The 17921-nt window shown below is 48.5% G+C and carries 12 protein-coding genes and 15 tRNA genes; 2 read left to right on the top strand and 25 right to left on the bottom strand.

Annotation, left to right across the window (positions count from 1 at the left end; translation table 11 throughout):
* Positions 1-204: 204 nt before the first annotated feature.
* The 3 genes from AC3WQT_RS11265 to AC3WQT_RS11255 all read right to left on the bottom strand — a co-directional run bounded on the left by AC3WQT_RS11265 (position 205) and on the right by AC3WQT_RS11255 (position 3856).
* Positions 205-1737: a S41 family peptidase gene (locus AC3WQT_RS11265; RefSeq protein ID WP_492703954.1), complete on the bottom strand. Its 1533-nt coding sequence runs from the start codon at positions 1735-1737 to the stop codon at positions 205-207.
* Between the two features lie 98 nt (positions 1738-1835).
* Positions 1836-2849, bottom strand: a complete 1014-nt coding sequence (locus AC3WQT_RS11260) for an LLM class flavin-dependent oxidoreductase (protein ID WP_492703953.1) — start codon at positions 2847-2849, stop codon at positions 1836-1838.
* A 188-nt stretch (positions 2850-3037) separates the two neighbouring features.
* On the bottom strand, positions 3038-3856 hold the full coding sequence (locus AC3WQT_RS11255; protein ID WP_492703952.1) for a nucleotidyltransferase domain-containing protein: 819 nt from the start codon (positions 3854-3856) through the stop codon (positions 3038-3040).
* A gap of 139 nt (positions 3857-3995) precedes the next feature.
* Between AC3WQT_RS11255 and AC3WQT_RS11250 the strand changes: the two genes are divergently transcribed.
* Positions 3996-5351 carry a hypothetical protein gene (locus tag AC3WQT_RS11250; protein WP_492703951.1) on the top strand — a complete coding sequence of 452 codons (1356 nt, stop codon included), beginning with the start codon at positions 3996-3998 and terminating at the stop codon, positions 5349-5351.
* A gap of 39 nt (positions 5352-5390) precedes the next feature.
* Here AC3WQT_RS11250 and AC3WQT_RS11245 read toward each other — a convergent pair whose 3' ends face one another.
* The 22 genes from AC3WQT_RS11245 to AC3WQT_RS11140 all read right to left on the bottom strand — a co-directional run bounded on the left by AC3WQT_RS11245 (position 5391) and on the right by AC3WQT_RS11140 (position 14929).
* On the bottom strand, positions 5391-6443 hold the full coding sequence (locus AC3WQT_RS11245; protein ID WP_492703950.1) for a hypothetical protein: 1053 nt from the start codon (positions 6441-6443) through the stop codon (positions 5391-5393).
* Positions 6444-6450: 7 nt separating this feature from the next.
* Complete coding sequence (locus AC3WQT_RS11240) at positions 6451-7479, bottom strand: RNA ligase (ATP) (RefSeq protein WP_492703949.1); 1029 nt, start codon at positions 7477-7479, stop codon at positions 6451-6453.
* Between the two features lie 91 nt (positions 7480-7570).
* A tRNA-Met gene (locus AC3WQT_RS11235) sits at positions 7571-7646 on the bottom strand.
* 82 nt (positions 7647-7728) lie between these two features.
* Positions 7729-7804: transfer RNA gene (locus AC3WQT_RS11230), tRNA-Arg, on the bottom strand.
* A 145-nt stretch (positions 7805-7949) separates the two neighbouring features.
* Entirely contained in the window at positions 7950-8942 is a 993-nt protein-coding gene (tnpC, locus tag AC3WQT_RS11225; RefSeq protein ID WP_492703948.1) for an IS66 family transposase, read from the bottom strand.
* Positions 8929-9390 carry a DUF6444 domain-containing protein gene (locus AC3WQT_RS11220; protein ID WP_492703947.1) on the bottom strand — a complete coding sequence of 154 codons (462 nt, stop codon included), beginning with the start codon at positions 9388-9390 and terminating at the stop codon, positions 8929-8931. Before AC3WQT_RS11220 ends, tnpC begins: the two co-directional genes overlap by 14 nt.
* The gene (locus AC3WQT_RS11215; protein WP_492703946.1) at positions 9356-10837 is read right to left on the bottom strand and encodes a macro domain-containing protein; all 1482 of its coding nucleotides are present in this window, start codon (positions 10835-10837) and stop codon (positions 9356-9358) included. Before AC3WQT_RS11215 ends, AC3WQT_RS11220 begins: the two co-directional genes overlap by 35 nt.
* An 18-nt stretch (positions 10838-10855) precedes the next feature.
* Positions 10856-12196, bottom strand: coding sequence for a DUF4433 domain-containing protein (locus tag AC3WQT_RS11210; protein ID WP_492703945.1), 1341 nt, complete (start codon positions 12194-12196; stop codon positions 10856-10858).
* Positions 12197-12552: 356 nt separating this feature from the next.
* A tRNA-Thr gene (locus tag AC3WQT_RS11205) sits at positions 12553-12628 on the bottom strand.
* Positions 12629-12633: 5 nt separating this feature from the next.
* Positions 12634-12708, bottom strand: a tRNA-Asp gene (locus AC3WQT_RS11200).
* A gap of 7 nt (positions 12709-12715) precedes the next feature.
* Positions 12716-12805 (bottom strand) — tRNA-Ser (locus AC3WQT_RS11195).
* Between the two features lie 276 nt (positions 12806-13081).
* A tRNA-Arg gene (locus AC3WQT_RS11190) sits at positions 13082-13157 on the bottom strand.
* Positions 13158-13166: 9 nt separating this feature from the next.
* A tRNA-Trp gene (locus AC3WQT_RS11185) sits at positions 13167-13242 on the bottom strand.
* A 127-nt stretch (positions 13243-13369) separates the two neighbouring features.
* Positions 13370-13446: transfer RNA gene (locus tag AC3WQT_RS11180), tRNA-Ile, on the bottom strand.
* 10 nt (positions 13447-13456) lie between these two features.
* Positions 13457-13531 (bottom strand) — tRNA-Ile (locus AC3WQT_RS11175).
* A 4-nt stretch (positions 13532-13535) separates the two neighbouring features.
* Positions 13536-13611 (bottom strand) — tRNA-Asn (locus AC3WQT_RS11170).
* 87 nt (positions 13612-13698) lie between these two features.
* Positions 13699-13772 (bottom strand) — tRNA-Lys (locus AC3WQT_RS11165).
* 78 nt (positions 13773-13850) lie between these two features.
* A tRNA-Ala gene (locus AC3WQT_RS11160) sits at positions 13851-13926 on the bottom strand.
* 130 nt (positions 13927-14056) lie between these two features.
* Positions 14057-14142: transfer RNA gene (locus AC3WQT_RS11155), tRNA-Tyr, on the bottom strand.
* A 16-nt stretch (positions 14143-14158) separates the two neighbouring features.
* Positions 14159-14233 (bottom strand) — tRNA-Glu (locus AC3WQT_RS11150).
* 52 nt (positions 14234-14285) lie between these two features.
* A tRNA-Gly gene (locus AC3WQT_RS11145) sits at positions 14286-14359 on the bottom strand.
* 306 nt (positions 14360-14665) lie between these two features.
* The gene (locus AC3WQT_RS11140; protein WP_492703944.1) at positions 14666-14929 is read right to left on the bottom strand and encodes a hypothetical protein; all 264 of its coding nucleotides are present in this window, start codon (positions 14927-14929) and stop codon (positions 14666-14668) included.
* A 750-nt stretch (positions 14930-15679) separates the two neighbouring features.
* Here AC3WQT_RS11140 and AC3WQT_RS11135 point away from each other — a divergent pair.
* Positions 15680-17845, top strand: coding sequence for a carbohydrate-binding module family 20 domain-containing protein (locus AC3WQT_RS11135; RefSeq protein ID WP_492703943.1), 2166 nt, complete (start codon positions 15680-15682; stop codon positions 17843-17845).
* Positions 17846-17921 lie beyond the last annotated feature (76 nt).

Genomic DNA, 17921 nt, shown 5'->3' with positions numbered 1-17921 from the left:
CAGTTGGGGTTTCGGACAACATGTTGTCCGCCAACGGAACGAACCACCCTTGCAAGGGTGGTTTCCTAAAGCGATAGGTGCAGTTGGGGTTTCGGACAACATGTTGTCCGCCAACGGAACGAACCACCCTTGCAAGGGTGGTTTCCTAAAGCGATAGCCTTGCTGGGACAATTTTGTGGAAGTCCTATTTGCCCATATTCTGTATTACCTAGATTTGGCCAGATCGGCTTCTACAATTTTCAAGAAATTATCAGTCGACCATGCTACGTCGGTGACCGTGATGGCCGGTGTATAAACCTGCCCGGCAGCGCGTGCGCGGTTGACATAGACCTTGTTGGGGATGACCACACGCGCCAACCCGGATGGCAGCGTCTTGGTACGGACTTCCATATAGCTGGAATCTGCCGAACTGGGTGCGCCTATGAGTTTGGTATTGTCAAAGCGTGTGAAGATATCCAGCGCATCCAGGCAGGCGCTGGCGCATTGGCCTGGGACGATAACATACACCGGCGTTGTCAGGCTGACCGGGTCTGCTGGCAAGCTGCTGGTGGTGGCAGCTGCTATGGTTTCAGATTTGAAGGTAGATGATTCCACATAAAAGTATTCACCTTTGTCCAGCGCTGCCTGCATGCCTTTGGCATGTCGCTGCGCCCAGGCAGCACTGTCTTCCCTGTTTTCGCTTTTAAATTGCTTTATCAGTTCGTGCATATAGCGGGTATTATCTCTGGAGGCGCGCCACCAGACATCGGTATTGGGTGAATATGCCTGCATCAGGCGATTCACTCTTTCCTTGCCCCATAAGGCACTGGCAAATTTGCGGCTCCACTCGGAAGAGCCGCCCTCGTTGTCGCGCAAATCAATGACGATGGCATCTGCATGCAATGCACGTTCGCGATGCTCAGCAATTTCCTGAGTCATTTTATTGAGCGTATCGCGTTCTGCCTGGTTGGGCTGAAAACTGGGCATCGCGACCCACAACAGATTTTTCCTTGGCTCTGTCAAACCTGTGGGCAGCGTTTCCCCGTTATAGGAACGTATGCGCCAGGTTTCGAAATTGTCGTTGGCAGCTTGCCAGTTGAGCGTATGTGTCAGTGTCTTGCCTTGATGGCTGAACACACATTGTGTGGGCACTTGCACAAAAGGATTGCCATAATCGATCAGGGCCTGCCTGGCCAGATACCACCAGTGCCCTGCCTCATCACTGCGGCCTTTGAAGGAAAAAACATTTTCCATTACGAGCTCTTTGATCGGTTTGCCATCACAACTGAGCAGCCTGGCCCCGGTGGCAGGCTGTGCTGTTTCAGATGCATAGACATACAGAGCGTCACCACGCCAAACTGTGACAAAACCTGGCCAGCGTATGCGTGGCGCCAGAGAAGGAGGCAACTTGGCCTGTGCACCAGCATGGCCATCATGCAGGCTGACGTTGAAACGATTGAATGCCGCTTCATAGCCTGCTGCGTCTTTTATCTTGTCCGCCAGGGCCAGTGCATTGCTGCGTGCAGTATCGAGGTTCTTGCGAAAATCCGGGTTATGGGGATCATGCGCACCTGGATGATTTTCCAGGGTTTCCTGGTAAGCCAGTTGCAGATCTTTTTTAAATGTTTCTGACCAGGCTGCCGGTGTCGTTGGCAGATTATTTTGTGCACTGACTGTTGCAGCCGGGGCAGCCAGACCAGCAAGGGTAAATAATGTAACGACTGCGGTGTAAGAAAAGCGATGCGCGAAATTTTTCATGTTCTTGTTTGTCCCCAAAACTTAAGTGTATCTCAGGGCAAACAAAAAAATGGCAAAAGTTGCCTCAAATTACTTTCGCCGTTTCATCAATAATCAAATCAAATTTTGGGAGTCAGTTTGATGGTTGCGCCTGCCTGTGCCGCAATTTCATAAGAACGCAGGCGCGCAGCGTGATTGTGGATTTGTGCCGTGATCATCAATTCATCCGCACTGGTATATTCTATGAATGCCTGCATTTTTTCAGCGACAGTATCCGGTGCACCGATGGCCGAGCATGATAAAACCTGCTCCAGCAAGGCATGCTCTTGCGGGCCGATATTCTGCAAGAAATTGGCGACTGGCAAAGGCAGCTTTGCCGGGCGGCCACTGCGTAAATTGATGAATGCCTGCTGGGCAGAGCTGGCCAGGTAATAGGCTTCATCATCCGTATCCGCCGCAAACACATTAAAGCCCAGCATGACGTAGGGTTTGTCCAACTGTGCCGATGGACGGAAGGTGGCACGATAAATTTCTATCGCCTGCATCATTTGCTGGGGTGCGAAATGCGAGGCAAAGGCATACGGCAAGCCCATGGCTGCCGCCAGTTGTGCACCAAACAGGCTGGAACCCAGAATCCAGATCGGCACTTTCAAACCATGTCCAGGCACAGCACGTACCGCCTGCTGCGAATCTTCACTGAGATAATCCATCAGTTCAGCCACATCCTGCGGGAACTCATCTGCATCGCTGGAGAGATTGCGCCTTAATGCACGCGCAGTGCGCTGGTCTGAACCAGGTGCACGTCCCAGACCCAGATCTATGCGGCCAGGGTAGAGTGATTCCAGCGTGCCAAATTGTTCCGCGATGACGAGCGGTGAATGATTCGGTAGCATGATGCCACCAGCCCCAACGCGTATGCTTTTGGTGCCCCCGGCGATATGGCCTATCAGTACAGCAGTGGCAGCGCTGGCAATGCCAGGCATGCCGTGGTGTTCTGCCAGCCAGTAACGCTGATAGCCCCAGCCCTCGCCATGCTGGGCCAGGCTGAGGGAGTTGCGAAAGGATTGTGCAGCATCACTGCCTTCGGCAATCGGTGACAGATCAAGTATGGATAAGGGGTATGAGGAAGACATGAGCCTGCAATTTCAAATGTAGAGAAAACCGTTGGACTTACGCAAAACCGCCCCAGCTGCGTTGCAGCGCCTAGCCGTACTAAAGTACTGTCTTCGTCGCTACGCCTTGCTGGGACAATTTTGCGTAAGTCCTATGCATTATGGTTGAAATCGCGGATTTCTGTTTGCAGGCCCTAATTCCTTGCTTTTTAAGCAGGCTTTTTCATGACTGTATCAAACAGCAAGTTATCCAGTACCGAGAAATCCATGTCACCCGTGCTATTAGTTCTGACACCGTCGAGCCTCTGCAGTTGGCTCTCGATAAAACGGTTGATGACAGGCATGGGTACCGATAATTCTGATTCTTTGGCACGGCGTTTGATGACCAGTAATTCGGCGATGGCTGCCAGCAATTCCTTGTCTTCAATTGTTGCATCCACCATGTCCTGAAAACGCATGGGCACAGGACCCAGGTCTCGTTCTATCCACAAACAAGCCAGCAAGGGGCGCAATACATACAGGTATTTTTTCAGCTTGACCATTTCACCCTGCAAGTGCTCGCGGTAGTTTTTGCTGGCCATATGCAGGTAATGGTAATAAGCCCTTTCCGGCCTGTGCACTTCACGCGATGCCGCTTGCAGGGCTCGCAAAAAGACAGGATCAGCCGCATACACTACCGGTGAAGACAACCACTCTATCAGCGTCGCATTGCCGTTGCGCAGCAAGCCCAGGGCCTTGCGCAAGTCCCAGCCGCTGACATCATAGATTTCATTGACAGGTAATTCGATGACATCACGACCAGGGAAGACAGTCAGATACCAATCCAGTTTGTTGGCATAGATAAAGCGCACATCATAATCGCTGTCTGGAGAAGCAAAGCCCCAGCCACGGCTGCCTGACTCGCAGGCAAACAAGACTTTGACATCATGCGTCTCTTCTATGCGTTGCAGGGTCGCATTGATCTCTGCGCGTATCGCCGGGTCTATGGGATGTTCTTGTTCTTCCAGTGGCAGGGTAGTCGTGTTCATGATGATCTTTGATAATGGTTTTGCAAAAAATGATACATGTTTTCAGTCTGGCAATTTGTAAGGAAATGCAATTCGTATTGTCGGCTCAGGATTTCAAGACTAGTCTGATTTCCCCACGCCGTATGCCAAGAGTAAAACCATGCCACCACATTTCCTGCCAAAACTGTCTGCCCTTGCATTGATACTGCCCCTGGTTGCTTGCGGTGGTGGAGGCGGTTCTGCACCTGCCAATACCGGCACGACTGGCACAACGACTACAACTACCACAGGTACTGGCGGCACTACCGGAACCACGACGGCTACTGCGCCAGTGATCAATAGCTTCATCGCCAATCCTGCCAGCATCAATGCAGGGTCAAGTACGCAACTGAGCTGGACAGTCACTGGCTCCACCAGCCTGACGCTGAATGGTGCTGCTGTTACCGGCAATAGCCTTGTCGTCAACCCGGCTGCGACCACGACTTATACACTGACAGCCAGCAATTCCGCCTGCAGCATAGCCTGCAATGCCAGCGCGACGGTCACCGTGACCGTGAATAGCGCAGGCACCGGTAGCACCACAGGCAATGCAGTCTATGGCGACTTGCGCAGGGCTGACCTGGGTGCCGGTGCCAATCTGAATGGCAGCCTGCCTTTCCCTGCCAATAATGCCTGGAATACCGACATCTCCAATGCGGCAGTCGACCCCGCATCGGATGCGCTGATCAGCAGCATAGGCCTGGGGACAGGCCTGCATCCTGATTTTGGTGCTGGCCTGTATGACGGAGCGCCGATAGGCATACCTTATGTGGTCGTCGCAGGCAGCCAGCCCAAGGTCAGTGTGCAATTTACCGACTATGGCGATGAAAGCGAACCCGGTCCTTACCCCATACCAAGCAACGCGCCGATAGAAGGGCAAAAAGCCAACGGCAGCAGCTTTGATGGTGACCGCCACGTCCTCGTCATAGACCGCGATGCCAACCGCCTCTATGAAGTCGGTAATGCCTATCCACAAGCAGGCGGTAGCTGGAAGGTCAGTGGCGGTGCCATATTTGATCTGACATCCAATACAGTCAGACCCGGTGGAAAACCAGGCTGGACCAGTGCCGATGCTGCAGGCCTGCCCATCTTCCCTGGTCTGGTACGTTATGAAGAAGCTGCTAGTGGTGTCATACGACACGCCTTGCGTTTTACGGTAAGCCGCACACGCCGCGCCTATGTACCGCCAGCGACACACTGGGCATCATCCAACACCAGCAACACCCTGCCGCCCATGGGCATGCGCGTGCGCCTGAAAGCCAGTTATCAGATACCTGCGAATTTTTCCAACGAAACCAAAGCCATCCTGCAAGCCATGAAAACCTATGGCATGCTTGTGGCCGACAATGGCTCCAACTGGTACATCAGCGGCGCACCTGATGCACGCTGGAATAACGATAAACTGGTGTCTGAACTGGGCAGTGTCAAAGGCAGCAGCTTTGAAGTTGTGCGCATGGACGGGCTGGTCACACCTTAGTTGCAGGCAGCACTATTTGGGAAGTTCATGATGGGATGTTCATGACGAGAGTGCTGTCGCTTCCTGCAAGAACCTGGCTTTGATTACTTCAACATCAGTATCAAGAAAGAAGTTTTCAAAGCTGGTTTCATCCGCAAATGAATTGCGTATCTGCGCCATCAATTCACCCAGTTGTTTACCAGACAGGCCAGTGATGTCAGCAACCAGGGCACCATTGAATTGCTGTTTCACTTGTTTTTTTCGCGCGTATTTTTCTAGCGCCTGCTCATGCGCCAGCTCGAAATCCGGGAAGCGGGCGAAAGCCATTTCCAGAAATGCCTGCTTTTGCTCTAGTCGTGCAGGCGTGCCACTTTCTGCCCATGCATAAGCTGGAAGTTGCACCACGTCCTGCTCATCCAGCCATAACAAGAAGGCATTGTAAGTCGCCCGCTTGGCATCGCGTATCCTGGCCTTGTGATTGCGGTTATCCAGCAGATAGATTTCGCGGTTGACATAGGGTGAAGACACAACATAGAGGAAGATATCTTCCAGGGTCTTGAACTGCCCTGCCGCACGCATGTCCTCATACAGCAGCGCATCATAGCCCAGCAAATTCAAGGCTGCGCCAAAATCCCGCGTAATGCACAATTCTGCAATCAGATGGTCTTTATTGTCCGGGTCACGCATGGGATACAACAAGCCCAGATGGCCAAACTTGGCCCCAAATTTATGCGCGATGCGACCTATCAGATTACCAAAATCATTCAAACCAAAATAGCGTGAAGCAAAATCAAACGAGACAGAGTCTGTCCTGATCAGATCAAGCTGGAATACACCTTCTGCAATAGCCAGGCCTATGCTGGTGACGTCACCATTGGCAACAACTTCTGTCGCCTGCAGTGCATCTGCAAATTGTCTGGAACTGTAACCATCGCCGGCCTCGATCAGGATATCAAGATCACCAAAATCAGCCTTGTCAGCATAGGCCATGACAGCCTCGATACGGCGCTGTGGAAAATGCCGCTGCAATGTCGTCACGGCATAGTGTTCCACCTCGCGATATCGTGCAGCTGGCAAACGAACTGAATCAGCCTTTAATGCATTTCCACCCATGATCTTCCTACCTGTCTCCGTGTTTCAGCAAATATGTGTTTGAAATCGCCTTGAACGACATGCTACCATCCAGACGCTTGAAGACCACGCCCTCCCTGGCTGTGGCCGGGTTCAGCGATCCGCCCTCAGCATAATCAAGCACTTTATTCACATCGCCAGCAAAGCGTTCCAGGGTCATGTTTTCCAGCCACGGCACCTCATGCACAATAGCACCCAGGGCGCGCAGTCTGGTCAGTACTTCCTGACGTTCTGCCCTGCCCAGATACCTGCCCGCGGCTATGTCAAAAATATCGAACAGGTAAAAATCCTGGCCCCGCATTTTCTCAGGATTACCCTGTATGCCTTCACCGATGATTTCACCTTGCAGTGCAAGATTGCGGCCATAGGCAGTCAGAGCCGTCAGCATCTGATTTTGTTTTGCTACGCGCCAAAGACTATTGGCTTCAGATTCCCTGATCCACCAGTTCCTGCCGCAAACACCAGATACGCCATCCTTGTGAAAGACTGTCATGCTGGAACCATCGAGCTTGATCGTGACTTCAAATTCTTCCCGTGTCTGAGTGCGCAAGACTTCCGTCAGATTCTGTATACGCTCTTGATCGGTCTTGCGTATGTATTCAGGAAAAGCGCCTTCTACTTCACCAGACAATGAGGCTGGAATGACTGGTTCCCATTTTTCTATACCCAATACCTGGCTAAAATCTGCGTTGCCGTCATCAGTAAGTTCAATCAATTCTGGGAACTGATTCAGCGGTAGTATCATGCCCTGTGAAATCTGGCCACGCAGTTTGATCGTGCGCAGCCTTATCCCGGTTTTTTCATTCCAGATAATTTTGCTTTTTTCCAGAAAGGAAAAACGTACATCGCTCAGAGGCAAAAAGGAATCGATCTCAAAATAGACACAGGCATCACCAACCTGAAATTCATTTTTCTTGACGACCACAGACCAACCATCCACGCTGGCGCATTCGATGGCGTCAGCATCAGGAATAGGCCTGATGTTGTTAACTGTTCTGATAGTGACTAATTTTCTCATGAGAATTCCTTTTTTATTTTTGTATGCGCATTTAAGACGACAGCAATTGTATTTGAATAGAGTGAAGAGGGGATTGGGAAATATAGAATAGTGGTCGAGATTGCTGGATTTGAACCAGCGACCGTTCGCATATGAAGCGAATGTTCTGCCAACTGAACTAAATCTCGAATCTGAACGTTGAGGTGGAGATGGGGATTGATCGCCACGAATCGGCAAGGCCGAAACGGGTCTGTGTGTGGCGATCAAAGATGGAGCGTCAGGCAGGACTTGAACCTGCAACAATCGGTGTAGAAGACCGGGGCTCTATCCTTTGAGCTACTGACGCGTATTGATATATGCCATCAGACAGATAAACTTTCGAAATACCTGGTGGCACGATACTTTTGATTATCAATAGAGAACGTTGACTTATAAAAATATGTAAAAGCAGCTTTAATTCATAGACTCAATGATTCATTTACGTATCGTAACTATTCAGCACCCAAGCATGGCTGAGGGACGTTGCCAGAGAATGAGAGTACAAGGGCCTTGAACAAAGGCTGTTCTTGTTTGCGTAAAGTAGCAAGGTAAGAACGGATAGTGCAGAAGGCGGTAAAGCCATGCGCGGTACGGAAACAACCGGATATTTTCTGCTTTAGCTTGGGCATACGGATATCACGTTCGGCACGGTTATTGTCGAACGGTACACGGTGATCCGTCATGAACCGCCAGACATCATCAGAGTATCGAGCCAGGCGTGCCAACAGATTGTAGGTAAATGTTTGTTTGATACACCCACGCGTATCGATACGCGTGGGGTCTCGTTCTTGTTTTGGATTGAGTTTCCACGCCTGGTTGAGCAATATCTGATAACGACTCAGATAATGAGCGGTGCGTGTCTGTTCAAGGCTTTGCTTGCCCATCGCCAGGCTATGATCGGTTTCTTTTTTTGCTGCACGCAGCAAATCGATCATCTCCTTTGCCCAGGGCTGTTTGGTCGTTTCTTCAATGAAGATCAATTCCCGCAAATGATGTGCATTGCACAACGCATGCAGGCAGGTATAGTGGGCATAAGGTTTCCAGCCATCATGTACTGCCACTCCCGCAAATACGGGGAGAATACCAAAGCTGTCCAGGGCTTCTTTCCCTCGTTTGAGGTGGGCCCCATACCAGGTCAGTGTTACCGTCGATGCACTATGCAACCATTGCTGTGTACGTCCGACATGCATGCTGGTTTCGTCGAAATGGACAACAGGTGCGATTTGTATCGCCCGGTTAATACGTCCGACCATCGGCAGTAATCTTTTAGCGCCCTCGTTGATATGATTTTGAAGCGTCCCGGTACTCAGGTTCAATCCGAATAAATCATGTAATGCCTGCGCTGTCCGGTCAACAGGTAACTGCTGATACTGCGTCAGATAAACAGTCGCCGCTTTGACCTGTGCGCCATATTGCGCTGCTTGTGTCAGGTCAGCAGGAAACACCCCCGTATGAAGCTTGCCGCAACGACGAAGGGCGACTTCGACGCGATGTGCGGTGGGTGACTTCTAGCCGTATGGGAGGTAAGTCAATGACTTGCCGTGTTTCGGCCGAGAGGGAAATGTCATCAAGTGGGATGTGATTTCCACAGGCATCACAGCGCGTTGCAATGGGATGAACGACAGTATGGTCACAATAGGCCAGGCGCTTGAGTGTTTTACCTGGATGTCCCGGTTGCCCGCCTACCTTGCCTCCTGTCTGGCGCAAGGATTTCGGCTTGCGTTGCAATCCATCTGTTGACGGTGGCTTGCTGGAATTGTGGCTGTCTTTAATCAATCTCGCTTCCAAGGCATTGATGCGCACTGTCATCGCATTGAGCGTGCTAATTAATTCCACAATGAGCACATCTTTTTGCTCGTTACTTAGCTCTCTTAGGTCGGGAATTTTTATCATCCCTTGCACTATGCAGCAAGTCAGGAATGTTTACAACTGCTGAATAGTTACTACGTATCAAAGAAAGTTGTTCTTTCAATTCTGTTGCGTGCACAGTGTTTGCGAATTGAAGCGCAATCGACACGGAAACTGGTTGTTCTTTAATAACTAAAGTAAATAAATCAAACCAACAGCTTTCTGGGAAATCCCAAAGATTAATTTTTACTTGATAATCTTCGTCGAGTCCTTGGCCAGTCGATAGCGAACCGATGCTCAAACCACTTATACTGGTGTTGTCTTCACCAAGAGTCGTACTATCTGCTTGCTGAAATGAGGAAATTAAGCTGTTTAAGTTGGGAGTTCCATCAGAAGGCCGTCTCTTGATCGAATGGACATTTTCACGCGCAGTTAAGGTGAAGAGTTCTTCGGAAAGCTCACCGTAGCGTAGGTAGAACTTGGTAAGCGCTTGCCATTTTGAGTCTTTATATTTCTTGAGCCATTCAAGATTTGGATCAGACAGAAGAATTGATGTCGCTCGCTCTTTAAGTAAAGCCATGGATTGTGAAACTAACACCTGACTCCATTTCCGAGACGGTGAAGTTAGGGATAAAAGTGTTGTCGATGCATTTTTTACAATCGTTACATGCTGCATAATTGACTTACGAGTTAAAACCCCGAAAGGAAGCAAGAGCACAACATTTACTCCATTGTCATTGCAAATACTTGCAATCTTTTCAGTAGAAATGTTTGCGTGCAAAAGTGCAAGAGTTATGTCTAGATTGTGAGCTGCTATTTCAGCTGCAACTACGTTAATTGCTTGTAATTCTCTATCGGATGGTTCCCGTGACGGAATTAGTAAAATCCAGCTTTTTTTCAAGAGACTAATATCTCCTTTCACAAAAAGCGTATCTTGCGATCTATAATCACCAATTTTTTTTGATTCGACACCAATAAATCCTAAATCAGAAGCAGCAAGAATTTCATCTTCGGTAGGTGTAATTTTTGTTTGTTGACCTGCCGCACGTGAATCTAGTGGTGCAAAGACATAAATACTGGCTGAAAGATCAGACAATTTATGTTCTATCATTTGTGAGACTCTATTCCAATCTAAACCTCCGTGGCCACAACCTAACGCAGGCAATGTCACGTTAACATTACCTAGCGGTTTAAGATACTCATAAAGTGCATCAAGGCCCGATTCTATATCTTCATATCGAGAAGGATCGCGCCAATCACGTTTTGTTGGGAAATTAACTACCCAATCTCCAATTAGCGAACGCCATATATGTAGTTTGCCAGGCTTTACAAAGTTATTCTTGCAGGCAAGTTTGTATTCTTTGAACATATCTGGGTAACGATGTTTAAATGCCAAGGCAACCCCCGCACCCATTACACCAACACAATTTACAGTATTGACCCGAATATCTGCCTGTATCCCAAACATGTCGCCTTTTACAAACTCAATCATTTTGTAAGTGGTTCCTTTTTATGATTCTTCTATTAATGAAAGGCAACGATTATAAAGTGCTTCGGCGTTTTCTTCGTCCCACCACTGCTCAACTAAAGCTGTTGCATCAGCCCGACATAATGCAAATAGCATATCAAGCTCACTTTTATCTTTCACAACCGAAATGATCTGATTTTCGTCGCGTCCTTTTCCAATCACGTCACCAACGAGATCGTGGTAGCAAACTAATTTGGTAAGTATTTCCGCATTTTTTTGAGATATTTTACCAACATGATTTGTTAATATTTCGACCATCATTGGCATTGCTCCGACGGGATGGTTTGGATCTACCTTTTGAAGTCCGCCATTCTTGTCCCAGCGTGATCGTGGACCTTTGCCAATATCATGTAGGTATGCCGCTAGTTGAGCCAATAGTTTCTGCCTCTCATTAAGGGCACTAAATTCGTCGAGGGTCAGCAGATTTGCAACAACATCTTGAGTATGTTTATCAACGGTTTTTTTATGAATGCCATTTTCAGACCTTAGGTTTACTAGTTCCGCTGTATGTGGTAAGCATCCAAAATTCTTCTTTAACCCCTCAAGCAAACTTTGTATATCTTCAAAATCAGCGGTATCTTCATGTTTACCAAGCTCTTCGCTTATGGCTTCACATGCTGTTTCGTAATCCATCGCAATTTCACGAGGGCCAGCGACGACACTTGTGCGTTTGTTTTCTTGAAAATTTGTGAACCAATGTCGCCTTGTTTGAGATTCAAATTCAATTGGTGGAAAATTGGCGCCAATTGTAGCAACAATTTTCTCTACACGAATTTTAATCTCATCATTCCAAACTACGCATCGTACTGCCTGCATTAGTGGTAAGTTATTGTATACAAGCATTTCAGCCATGCGACTATGCTTATAAGTATCGTCTTGGCTGCCCCAGGCTTTTGAATCTATCGCTTCCCAATTCAGCTTGTGGAGATCATTTGGATCTGCGTAGAAGTTTGGCGGGATAACAGTATTTGCCGAAGCATCTGAAAAAATAACATCTTCGCGGGTCACTAAAGAAATTGGAAATTCAAAATACAAAATTTCCATTTGATCTACATTCTTAACGTTGATTACACTAAGGAGCATAGGACTACGTGCACCAAAGTAAAGTGGTACATAGTCATGCACGCATCCGCCAGTTCCGCATTCAATTAGCATTTTTGATCTACGTTCTTGAATTCCTTGTGCAGCGACTGATCGATGTGATTCTTTTGGAAAGTCAATATGATTATTTGCGAGAAAGCCTGTTTTTAATAATCCTGGCAAATTGTCGATGTGAGTGAAATGATAAACAAATCGACCGGCGTGTTCTTTTGGAATTGTCATGGGTAGACCTTTCTTTTATCGTACATAAAACCTTGAGCACATAAGTAGGCGAAGTAAATTTACTTAAAATAATAACATTATTAAAATAATAATTTGTTAATCTTTATGAAATAAAGATAATTTTAACAATACATGTTGCCGGATGCCGTTCTTCTGATGCACATTTTCACTTCTCAAATGTATAGGCAGATTAATTGTATGAGCACTGATTCATTGGGTCTTGAGGGCGCAGTCAATGATTTGGACGTTGCTTTAAAAGTAAATGCCGTGCGAGATTTACTTCTTTATTCGAATTTGTATTGGTCTCTGTAAGTAATTTGAAGAGATTTAAGAAAAGATATCATTTCCAAAATTTTTGGTGCCGGCTGCAGGACTCGAACCCGCGACCCACTGATTACAAATCAGTTGCTCTACCAACTGAGCTAAACCGGCAAAACTGGCGCCCCATAGCGGAATCGAACCGCTGGCAACCCGCTAGACAGGCGGGGACTCTACCATTGAGTTAATGAGGCAAAAAACTGGCGGAAGATGTGCGACTCGAACGCACACAGGCTCGGGAGAACCATGCCGGGTTAGCAAGCCGGTGCAATACCATTATGCGAATCTTCCTTTGCTGACAGGACTTACGCAAAATTGTTCCAGCAAGGCTATCGCCAAGGAAACCTCCCTGGGAAGGGAGGTTCGTTCCGTCGGCAGACAATGTATAGTCTGAAACCCCGACTGCACCGTAGCGACGACGACAGTACTTTAGTACGCGGCTCCTAGGAGAGGAGCTGCAACGCAGTTGGGGCGGTTTTGCGTAAGTCCTAATAAAAAATACCGCGCATGTGCGTCTGCACATCTCACTGGTGAGGTAGCGGGGATCACATGATCACACGGTAAAACTGGACCCGCCTGCAGGGGTCGAACCTGCGGCCTCAACATTCGTATTGTTGCGCTCTTCCAACTGAGCTAAGGCGAGAAAAATGTTTGGCATCCCAGGCAGGACTTGAACCTGCAACCTTCGGTTTTGGAGACCGCGACTCTGCCAATTGAGCTACTGAGATATACAGGACTTACGAAAAACTGCCCCAGCTGCGTTGCAACTCCTCTCCTAGGAGCCGCGTACTAAAGTACTGTCTTCGTCGTTGACGCCTTGCTGGAACAGTTTTTCGTAATTCCTGTTTAGGGAACTGGTACTTGCAGATGGAGTTGAACCACCAGCCTCTGCCTTATCAAGGCAACGCTCTGACCAATTGAGCTATGCAAGTAAAGATAAAATGGTGCCCCTTGCTGGTTTTGAACCAGCGACTCACCGGTTATGAGCCGGTTGCTCTCCCACTGAGCTAAAGGGACGTTGTGGCTCCTCGACCTGGATTCGAACCAGGGACATGCGCATTAACAGTACGCCGCTCTGCCGACTGAGCTATCGGGGAATTAAACTAAAATGCATCTCTCGCTGTTGAAGAAATGCGTTCAAAAAACATCGGTTGAAACGACTACGCTTTAATCGATATTCTTGGTGGTCGGGATAGAGAGAATCGAACTCTCGCCGTTCGGTTAAAAGCCGAATGCTCTACCTTTGAGCTACATCCCGCGTGATGGTGAAGTGTGGCATCTGACGATGCCTGGTCTTTCGCTTCATGACTTACTCCTGTTGTTGAAATGAAAAAAATGGTGGAGGTGGACGGAATCGAACCGACGACATACTGCATGCAAAGCAGGCGCTCTCCCAACTGAGCTACACCCCCGTAATAGATAAAGATACTGTGCTTGTACTTAAGTACTACTATGATTTCTGGTGCGTCCCCGTGGTAACGATCCACGCTCTCCGATTCTTCAAAACGGCGCTTTCACCTGGTTAGCTTGAGACACAAAAAATGGTGGATGGTGATGGAATCGAACTACCTATGAGCGGGCGCTCTTGCGATTTACAGTCGCATCCCTTACCGGTTGGGTAACCATCCGTAAAACTGTTGATACTGGAGTCTTTGAGCGGAATCGAACCGCCATTCGCTGATAGAAAGTCAGCTGTCCTCTCCATTAGACGACAAAGACATCATGAAAAAAACCTCGGCAATAGTAAGTACTAATAAAGTCACTTTCATGATGGAGCGGGAGAAGGGAATTGAACCCTTATCTTAAGCTTGGAAGGCTTCAGCTCTACCTTTGAGCTACACCCGCATATAAACGTGTTTCATCTTCAATGATGAAACGAGTTTTTGTATTCAGTCTTACCCCAAAAGCAGGCTTTCCTGCCCTTGGGATAAAACTGTTGAACTTCCCAAATTGTTAAAGAGCTTCTATGATCCGGTGTTGTCCGGTCACGACCGCGTTGGCGGGCCGAGTTGGCGAATTTAACTGCTGTGGTTTGCCTTGAATACTGCAAGCAAACCCAAAATCTAAAATAAAAAAACGACACCAAAAAATCAAAAAGCCCGGAGCTTTTCAGGGCATCCGGGCTTTTCAGCGCTAGGGTCTTGGGTGGCTTTAACTGCCGCCTGTGACCTTCAGGGTTTCCCCTCGAATGCTTGTGTTGTTAAACCATGTGGCCGCAAAATTAATTGGGCTGACATCATTGAACATCTCACTATCTGTATCTTTAGTTGTGCGTGTATCTGTATTCGTACGATACGAGGCTTCATAGCCATTCCATGTGCCAACTGCTGCGCCTTCAACTTTGGCAACCGACGCCAAAGCCCGCGCTGTCTTGCGCAAGTTTTGTATCAGTTGTTGTGTCAAAGTTGTTTTCACGATCATTCCTAAATTGTGTGGTGTTGCTTGGTTGATGTACGTATCTTGCCACAGCTTTTTTATAAAAACAAGCATGGCATGACGAATTTATTCAAATTTATGATGTTTTTTTGCGACGCATGCAAATGTGGAGTTCGTTGCCTCGCATATGTAGAGGCGCTTGCATGCCCAGGTTGCACTATGAAAAGCCAGTCCCAATCTCATCTCATTTGCCTGCTGAGCCGTCAATTGGCATTGTGATTTTGATGTGCCTGATTTCTACAAAAGGTTTTGAGCAGATTTTTCGACCTCGTATATATAGGCGCGGTCTGCCAGGCACCTATATTTGCATGTCTCATTCCACTACAAAATAAAATGTAGTCAAATTACTTAATATGTATTGTTGTGTATCAACAACCGTGCATGAGCATGATTTTAATGATTTCTATGAGTGAATTGCTAATTTCCTTAAAGATTTTGTGCTGCACAACAGCATGAATATATTTATATATTAATAGTTTTTGTATTAAAACTACTGCACAATTTTTAAGCTTATCAAAAACTTATGTGGCACTAAAGACCGCTAAGTCCGGATATGCCTTGCAGGTAAGGTGGTTTTTCCACCGTGGATTGCCATTGACGGTGCCGCCGGGTAAGACGGGCGGTGAGTTTGGGGCTGTTGAGGCGATGCTTGAATCGACCTGCATGAAATTGGGGGCAGTTCAAATCCTTTGGGTTTGAGTTTGCCAAGGCAAAAAGTGAGGGGACAATATGAATCAAAATCTAAGCAAGGAAAGTAGTAAAGGCGGCAGCAGAGGCGGTATCAGGGGCACATTACATAAAGCATTCTTTTGTGGTGTGGCTGGTTTGATGCTGGTGGCAGCAAGTGCACCTGCGCTAGCCTTTAATCCGCGTGACACTTCGGTGCAGATGTTTCACTGGAAGTGGAGCGATATCGCAAAAGAATGCAGCAATTTTCTTGGCCCGCAAGGCTATGGTGGTGTGCAGATATCCCCACCCAGTTCAGCCAATCGTGGCAACAACTGGTGGGATATTTATCAGCCAGTTGACTACACCAATCTGACTAGCAAGATGGGCACAGCAGCAGAGCTGCAAGCCATGATCAATACCTGTCACGCTGCAGGTGTACGTGTATATGCCGACATCGTCGTCAATCATCTGGCAGCGGGAAGTGGTACTTCTACTGGCGGTGCAGGCTGGGTGGCTGCCAGCAGTTATCCGCGTTTCAGTGCCAATGATTTCCATCCTGCCTGCGATATCCAGGGCAGTGATTACAGTAATAACCGCAATGCCGTCACCCAGTGCCGCCTGGTCGGCCTGCCTGATCTGGATACGGGTGCCAGCTATGTACAAGGCCAGATCAGGAGTTATCTGACCAGCCTGATAGGCATGGGTATAGATGGCTTTCGCTTCGATGCGGCCAAGCACATACGCCAGACAGATCTGCAGACCATCGTGAATGGCGTAACGCACACTACCAATTCTGGCGAGCCTCTGTGGATCACGCAAGAAATCATTACCGATGGCTCAGTAGACCGTAATTCTTACCTGAGCATAGGCACTATCAATGAATTCAAGTATGCAACGGCGATGAAAGAAACCTTCCGCAACCTCAACGGTGCCAGCATTTCGCAAATGCGCAGCATCATGGGCACGCCCGGTAACTGGGGTGGAACCTGGGGCTTTTTCACGGACAGCAGCAAGGCCACCGTGTTTGTGAACAACTGGGATACTGAGCGCAATGGCGATTCCATGAACGCCAGTAACCGCAGCGGTGCGACCAATGATACACAGGGTAGCAAGCGCTATGATCTGGCGAACATCTTCATGCTGGCCTGGCCTTATGGTGAGGCGCAAGTGCATTCCGGTTTTATCTTCACGGACACCAATGCCGACGCACCAACCGCCAGCCCCTTTGATGCGAATGGCAATCCACTGATCAACCAGCAATGGGATTTCATCCATCGCTGGGCTGACATCGCCAATATGGTAGCTTTTCGTGCGGTGACATCGGGCCAGGGTGTCGATAATTTTACCAGCGGCAGCGGCAACCAGATCGCCTTTAACCGTGGCAGCAAAGGTTTTGTCGCCATCAATAACGAGTTCAGTGCATGGAACCAAAGCTTCCAGACCTTGCTGCCTGCAGGTACTTACTGCAATGTCGTGCATGGTGTAGCCAACGCTGGCAAGACCGCTTGTACGGCAGATGCGGTGGTGGTTGCTGCCAATGGCATGGTCACTCTCAGCATACCCGCAAATGGTGGCAGCACGGTACCTGCAGTAGCTTTGCACATCAACCAGAAGCTGGGCGCTGCCTCGAATGACATTACCGCACCATCTGTTCCTGGTGGTCTGACGGCAACTGCTACCAGCAGTAGCAGCATCAACCTGAGCTGGAGTGCGGCTACCGACAATGCCGGTGGCAGTGGCGTAAAGGGTTATAACGTTGCACGCAATGGTGGGAGTCTCGTGTTCAGCGCCAGCACCAGTTTTGTTGACAGCGGCTTGTTACCTGCTACCACCTACAGCTATACCATCGCAGCGGTGGATAATGCCAATAATGTGTCAGCCAGCAGCATTGCGGCCAGTGCAAAAACTCTGGCGGGTGCCTGTCAGGTACAGGTAAACTTCCAGGTCACCAATAACAATACGGTGGTGGGGCAGGATGTGTATGTCACTGGCAGCGGGGCAGAACTGGGCAACTGGAATACTGCAACTGCCACCAGGCTGTCAGGCAATCTCTGGCCCTTGTGGACGGTGTCGCGCAACCTCAATGCCAGCACTACTTATGAATACAAGTACATTACCCAGGGCGTCAAACCCCTGGCATGGGAAGTGGGGGCAAACCGTGTCATCAATGTTCCTGCCTGTGGCAGTGGTCCGGTATCAATACCGGCCAGTACTTTTCGCCAGTAAGCTGTTTCAGATAGCTATATCGTCTGGCCGTATCGAACATAGGCCCAGGTGAGTATGAGGATCAATGGCATGCCAT

Source organism: Undibacterium sp. FW305-107 (assembly GCF_058788535.1).
Note: the sequence above shows the minus strand (reverse complement) of the source record. Positions and strands in the feature narration are given on the sequence as shown.